Below are 5,229 nucleotides of genomic sequence, written 5' to 3' on the forward strand. Positions count from 1 at the left end.
CCGCAACTCGCGGCGACCCTCCGCCACACCGTCGGCGCCGAGAACCCGTCCACCATCGCTGTCACAGCCTGACCATATGATCCATCAGGAGGCCGCCATCAGATTCCACGGCCGTCGGGTCATCCTCGGTTGCGGCCGAACTCGGGTTGCCCTTTGACGTGCCGGACGGCACGTATAACTGCATCTCAGGCGTGATCGGCCCGAACGGGCAATGGGTTACGCCGCCGCTCGTGGACGAGCCCGGGATCGTCTTCGCCGACTGCGATCTCAACGCGATCCTCCGGGGACGGCTCTTCCACGACATCGTTGGCCACTACAACCGCTTCGACGTGTTCAGGCTCGAGATCGACCGCAGCGTACGAGCGCCGCTCCACCCGACCGGCGGCGCGGAGGATGTCCCGAGCGCCGTGGAATTTCGTGACGGCGGTCCCGGTGTGATCGTTAGACCGCTGCGACGATAGCGGTCTCCTTCGTCGAGGTGCGAGCGGCATCGAGGGAGTGACGGCGACGGTCGTGGTCGTGTTCGATCGCGACGAGGAGGGTGGCGAGGTCGCGGTAGCCGATGATCTTCCGAAACTGTCGTTCGGCTTCGAGCATGCCGGCGGCGGTCCAGCGCAGCGCCATCTCGCCCGAGGACCAGCGCTTCACGTTGCGTTGGGTGCGGCGGACGATCTCGATCATCGACTCGCACGGGTTGGTCGAGGAGAGCGTGCGCTTGAGGCTGCCGCTGACGCCGAGGCGGGTCAGCGTCAGTGTCTCCTCCATCCCTTCTCGCAGCGAGCCGGCGGCGCCGGGATGCACGTGGTCGAGCTCGCCCGCGAGCCGGCGGAGCTGGTCGAGCGCGCGGGCGTGGTCGTCCTGAGCCCACGCCCGCCGCAGCCGCTGCTGCACGTTCGGCCGGTCGCGCTCGGGCAGATGCTCGGTCACGTTTCTCTCCTTGTGGCGCAGACAGCGCTGCACGGGCGCGTCGCCGAAGACGTTGCGGACCGCCTTGCGGAGCGCCTTGGCGCCATCGATCACGAACAGGATCCCCTGCTCGGGGTCGAGGCCGCGCTCCACCAGATCCGAGAGCAGCGCCGTCGCCACGGTCGCGTTCTCGCTCGACCCTTCCCAGAGCCCAAGCGGGATCTTGACGCCCTCGGTGCTGATCCCGAGCGCGACCACGTTCGTGCGTCCCTGCAGCTCGAGCCCGTCGATCATCATCACCGCCAGCCTGACGTCGTCGAGGCGGCGGCTCATCAGCTCGCCCAGCGAGCGGCGGGTGCGCTCGATGAAGGTGCGCGAGACAGCCGACCGCGACGTCGACCGCGCAGCCTGCTCGACCTCGGAGCCGACCGGCTCCTGCGTGCGGCGGTAGCGGCGGGTGGAGACGCCGGCCAGCATCCGCTCCAGCACCGAGCGCGAGAGCGGATCCCGGTCGGCGAAGTACACGTACGTCTGCAGCCGCATCTCGGCTCGCCCGTCGGCGCTGCGCACACGCGGCCGCTCCACCCCGACGCGGCGGCCGCCGAGCGTCACCTCGCCCGACTCGTGCCCGTGACGGACGGCCGTGCGCTCGGCGTCGTGCCTTCCCTTCGCGCCGACCACGTCGACGACTTCCTCCTCCATCAGCTCAGCGAGCACGCCGAGGCCGACACCAACGCTCAGCGCGAGCAACCCCTCCTTCGCGGCACCGACCAACTGGCCGAGCGCCTCCTGCACCCGCGGCGGCAACACGACCTCGGCCGGGACGAGCGCTACCGTTTCCTTCTTCACGGCGGTTCCTCCTTCGATCTTTGGCGGATCGCCTCGAACGCTCCCAAAAGAAGCGGACGAGGCCGGAGGGACCGCCGTCAAGTTCTACGAGCTACGGGACAACCTCGCGGCGCGGGCTAGAGACCGGTAGCGGGGATGTTAGACGGCTCGGTCGTAGAAGCAGCGGATTCCGAAGTCGATCCACTCCGGGTTGTCCCAGTCGCCGTGCCGCTCGCGCACTCTCGGTGCGAGCGTCTCGACGACCTCGTCGGCGGATAGCCCGTCCCGCCTCAGCGCGGCCGTTTCCTCGCGGAGGGCGATGAGGTAGTCGCGCACCGCCTCGATGAGTCCGGCATCCGTCACGTCCCCATGACCTGGGACTACGGTCGTCGGCGCGAGATCGATCACCTTTCCGAGGACGTCCACCCAGAGGTCGCCGTCTACGTCTGTGTCATCGGGCGGGAAGTACGGGACGATAGGGAACATCCGCGTCTCGAACAGGTCGCCGCCGAACACGATCGCCTCGTCGGGAAGGAATACGGCCTGGTCGCCCTTGGTGTGGGCGAGACCCCAGGCGAGCAGCCGCGCCGTGCGTCCGCCGAGGTCGATCTCAGCGGAGGAGCCGTTGTAGGTGATGTGAGGGCTGACCAGCCGGACGTCGATGAGCTGCTCGGCGACCGACTCCCCGAAGCCGCGAAACATCCCGACGTATGCGTCCCCCTTTTCTCGAAGCTCGTCGCGTTGGGCGGCGTTGTAGACGATCAGTGCTTCGTTCTCGAATACCTCGGCGCCGAATCCGTGCTCGGGGTGGAAGTGAGTTAGCGTCAGGACGAGGGACCGGTCGCCGGCGAGCGCTCGAGCGTGTTCCAGGACGCGGGCACCGCTCGCAGCCCCCATGCCTGTGTCGATCACGAGCGCCGCACGACTACCGAGCACGATCCCCACGTTGGGCACGAGGGGAACGCGACCGTCGGGGATGACGTAGACGCCCTCGGCTATCTCCACCGGGTCTGCCGAGACGATGGGCGCAACGGTGGCTTGGGATTCGGTTTCGGACACGGGTTTCTCCTTGCTCAGTGGTTGGCAGCGTCAAGCCGATCGAGTTCGTCACGGATGACCTCGACCCCAACCGATGCCCGCGGAAATCCGGCGTAAACGGCGAGCAGCGTCGCGAGCGCCTCCAGCTCCTCGCGTGTGGCGCCGTGCTCGACAGCCCAGCGTACGTGGGGGCGCATCCGCGCATCCACCCCGCCCTGGGAAATCAGTGAAGCCAGGACGATCAGGCTGCGGTCGCGGAGACTGAGGCAATCGTCAACCCATGCCTCTGCGGCCGCCCAAATCGCCTCCTCCGCCATACGCTCCCCGACGAGCGCGCACAGGTGATCCCACACGCCTTCTTCGGGAATACCGAACTGGCTGGCGTACGCGGCGATGCCCTTCTCCCTGCGATCCCGATCGCTCATCCAGACAACCCACGGGCCTCTCCGGGCGCCGATGCCGTCTGGGTGCTACGTCCGCTCCTCACGGCGTGACCATACAGCGACCGAACGAGCGCGTGACCGGGTACGCGTGGTCGATCGTCGTCCGCTGCTCTCGGATTTCCTGAGACCCATGGCGTCAAGCCGCGGAACCGAGGTCGCCGCCCACAGGCCACGGCACGCTGGCCCCTGCGAGGCGTGTGGTGGGACAAACATCGCACGGTGCGCGGCGCGCCCGGGGGCGACGGTTGATTGCGCCGGCTTGCGCAGCCGGTCGTCAGTCCGCCGCCATAGCGAGAATGATGCGGTGGAGGCAATGATCACCGGGGTAGCCGAGTCCCCCTACGCGCGGCACCCGGGCTCAAACGTTACGACGAGGACGGTGCTCGTTGACGCTGCCCGGAGGGCACTCGCCGACGCAGGGCTCGCACCGGCAGATATTGATGGCCTCGGCGTCGCGTCGTTCTCGCTAGCGCCAGACCACGCGATCGACCTCGCCGTCAGTCTTGGGTTGCGTGTCCGCTGGCTGATGGATTCGGCCAACGGAGGTGCCTCCGCGATCGAGATGCTCCAGCATGCCCGTAGCGCAGTCGAGGCAGAGGACGCCAAACATGTTCTGCTCGTCGCAGGCGACCGGCTCAACCCGGACGCGTTCGTCCGCCTCGTGGACGAGTACAACAGCGCGACGCGCGACTACCTATCCCCGTTGCCGACCGGCGGGCCGAACGTGCTTTTCGCAATGCTGACCCAACGTCACATGAAACGGCACCAGATCGGACGCGAGGAGTATGGAAAGCTCGTGGTCACGCAGCGCTCCTGGGCCCAGGCGAACCCCGGCGCTGTCTACAGGGAGCCGATGACACTCGATGAGTACCTTCGGGCGCCAATTGTCGCCGACCCGCTCTCGATATTCGACTGCGTTCCCGTTGTCACTGGAGCCAACGCCATCGTCGTGAGCGGCGAGGCGACCGGGTCAGCCGTGCGCGTTCGAGCGCTCAAAGCGCTGCACAATCATGACGGCCAGGACGGAGACGGACTCGATACGGGCCTCGGGGAGATCGCGCCCGAACTCTGGCACGAAAGCGGAATCGGGCCCGGGGACGTGGATGTCGTGTCTGTCTACGACGACTACCCGGCGATGGCACTGGTGCAGCTCGAGGATCTCGGGTTTGCCGATGACGGAGACATCAGAAGACTCATCGAGCAGCGACTCGCCACACGCGAGCTGCCGGTCAACACCTCGGGAGGCCAGCTCTCGGCCGGACAGGCCGGCGCCGCAGGTGGCATGCACGGTCTCGTCGAGGTCGTGGGTCAGCTTCGAGGCACCGCAGGATCCCGTCAGATTCGGGGAGCCCGCGTCGGGGTCGTATCCGGTTACGGGATGGTCGCGTATCGCTACGGGGCGTGCGCCAACGCCGCCGTCCTGGAGAAGATCGTATGAGCGGAATCACCGTCAGCGGCTGCGACCGGTGCGCGTGGCGCGGACTTCCGCATCGAGACTGGTGCCCCCGGTGCGGGAGCCTCGAGACCCGTGACGTCGTCGTCACGACTGGTGTTGTGGAGGAGGCCGCTACGGTACGCCGCGGTGCCGGGCGGCCGGCAGATTCCGACGTCGCGATTGGCAGCGTCCACACCGAAGGCGGCGCCCGGATCATCGCGCGGCTGGAGTCAGTTGGGCCTGGAGACCACGTCAATCTCGATACGGAAGACGGCGCCTTCGTCGCGCGGCACACTCGACCTCCCGACGGCAACGATGCCGTAGGAGAACAGCTCCCGGTCAAGGGGAGGAACTAGTGCGGATCTGGTGGCAGAGCTTCGTCGACCCGGCCCAGAACGCGCCGTATCTCAGCCCTGATCCACCGCATGGTTGAGTCGGCTCCGTCCGATGCCTGGAGTTCCCCCGCTTCCGTGGACATCTGCTGACTGAGTTCGCTCGGTCGGGAAGGATGTCTGCTGATGCCAAAGATCCCGCCCTACTCGTTGGAGTTTCGCTCCGAGGCCGTCAGGCTGTTGCGGA

5 protein-coding genes are annotated in these 5,229 nt (G+C 67.4%); 2 read left to right on the forward strand and 3 right to left on the reverse strand.

The features are described from left to right. The first annotated feature begins 191 nt into the window (after positions 1-191). Positions 192-461 carry a hypothetical protein gene (locus tag Gocc_RS15395; RefSeq protein ID WP_147281351.1) on the forward strand — a complete coding sequence of 90 codons (270 nt, stop codon included), beginning with the start codon at positions 192-194 and terminating at the stop codon, positions 459-461. Here Gocc_RS15395 and Gocc_RS15400 read toward each other — a convergent pair. The 3 genes from Gocc_RS15400 to Gocc_RS15410 form a co-directional block, all read right to left on the reverse strand. After that, a complete protein-coding gene (locus Gocc_RS15400) occupies positions 442-1,611 on the reverse strand; it encodes an IS256 family transposase (RefSeq protein ID WP_422718005.1) in 1,170 nt (389 codons plus the stop codon). The two genes, Gocc_RS15395 and Gocc_RS15400, sit on opposite strands and share 20 nt — an antisense overlap. A gap of 282 nt (positions 1,612-1,893) precedes the next feature. Then, the gene (locus tag Gocc_RS15405; protein ID WP_114797467.1) at positions 1,894-2,793 is read right to left on the reverse strand and encodes an MBL fold metallo-hydrolase; all 900 of its coding nucleotides are present in this window, start codon (positions 2,791-2,793) and stop codon (positions 1,894-1,896) included. Between the two features lie 14 nt (positions 2,794-2,807). Next, complete coding sequence (locus Gocc_RS15410; RefSeq protein WP_114797468.1) at positions 2,808-3,197, reverse strand: carboxymuconolactone decarboxylase family protein; 390 nt, start codon at positions 3,195-3,197, stop codon at positions 2,808-2,810. Positions 3,198-3,528: 331 nt separating this feature from the next. Between Gocc_RS15410 and Gocc_RS15415 the strand changes: the two genes are divergently transcribed. After that, a complete protein-coding gene (locus Gocc_RS15415) occupies positions 3,529-4,653 on the forward strand; it encodes a thiolase family protein (RefSeq protein WP_114797469.1) in 1,125 nt (374 codons plus the stop codon). Positions 4,654-5,229: the final 576 nt, after the last annotated feature.

This window comes from Gaiella occulta (assembly GCF_003351045.1).
GTDB classification, from domain to species: domain Bacteria; phylum Actinomycetota; class Thermoleophilia; order Gaiellales; family Gaiellaceae; genus Gaiella; species Gaiella occulta.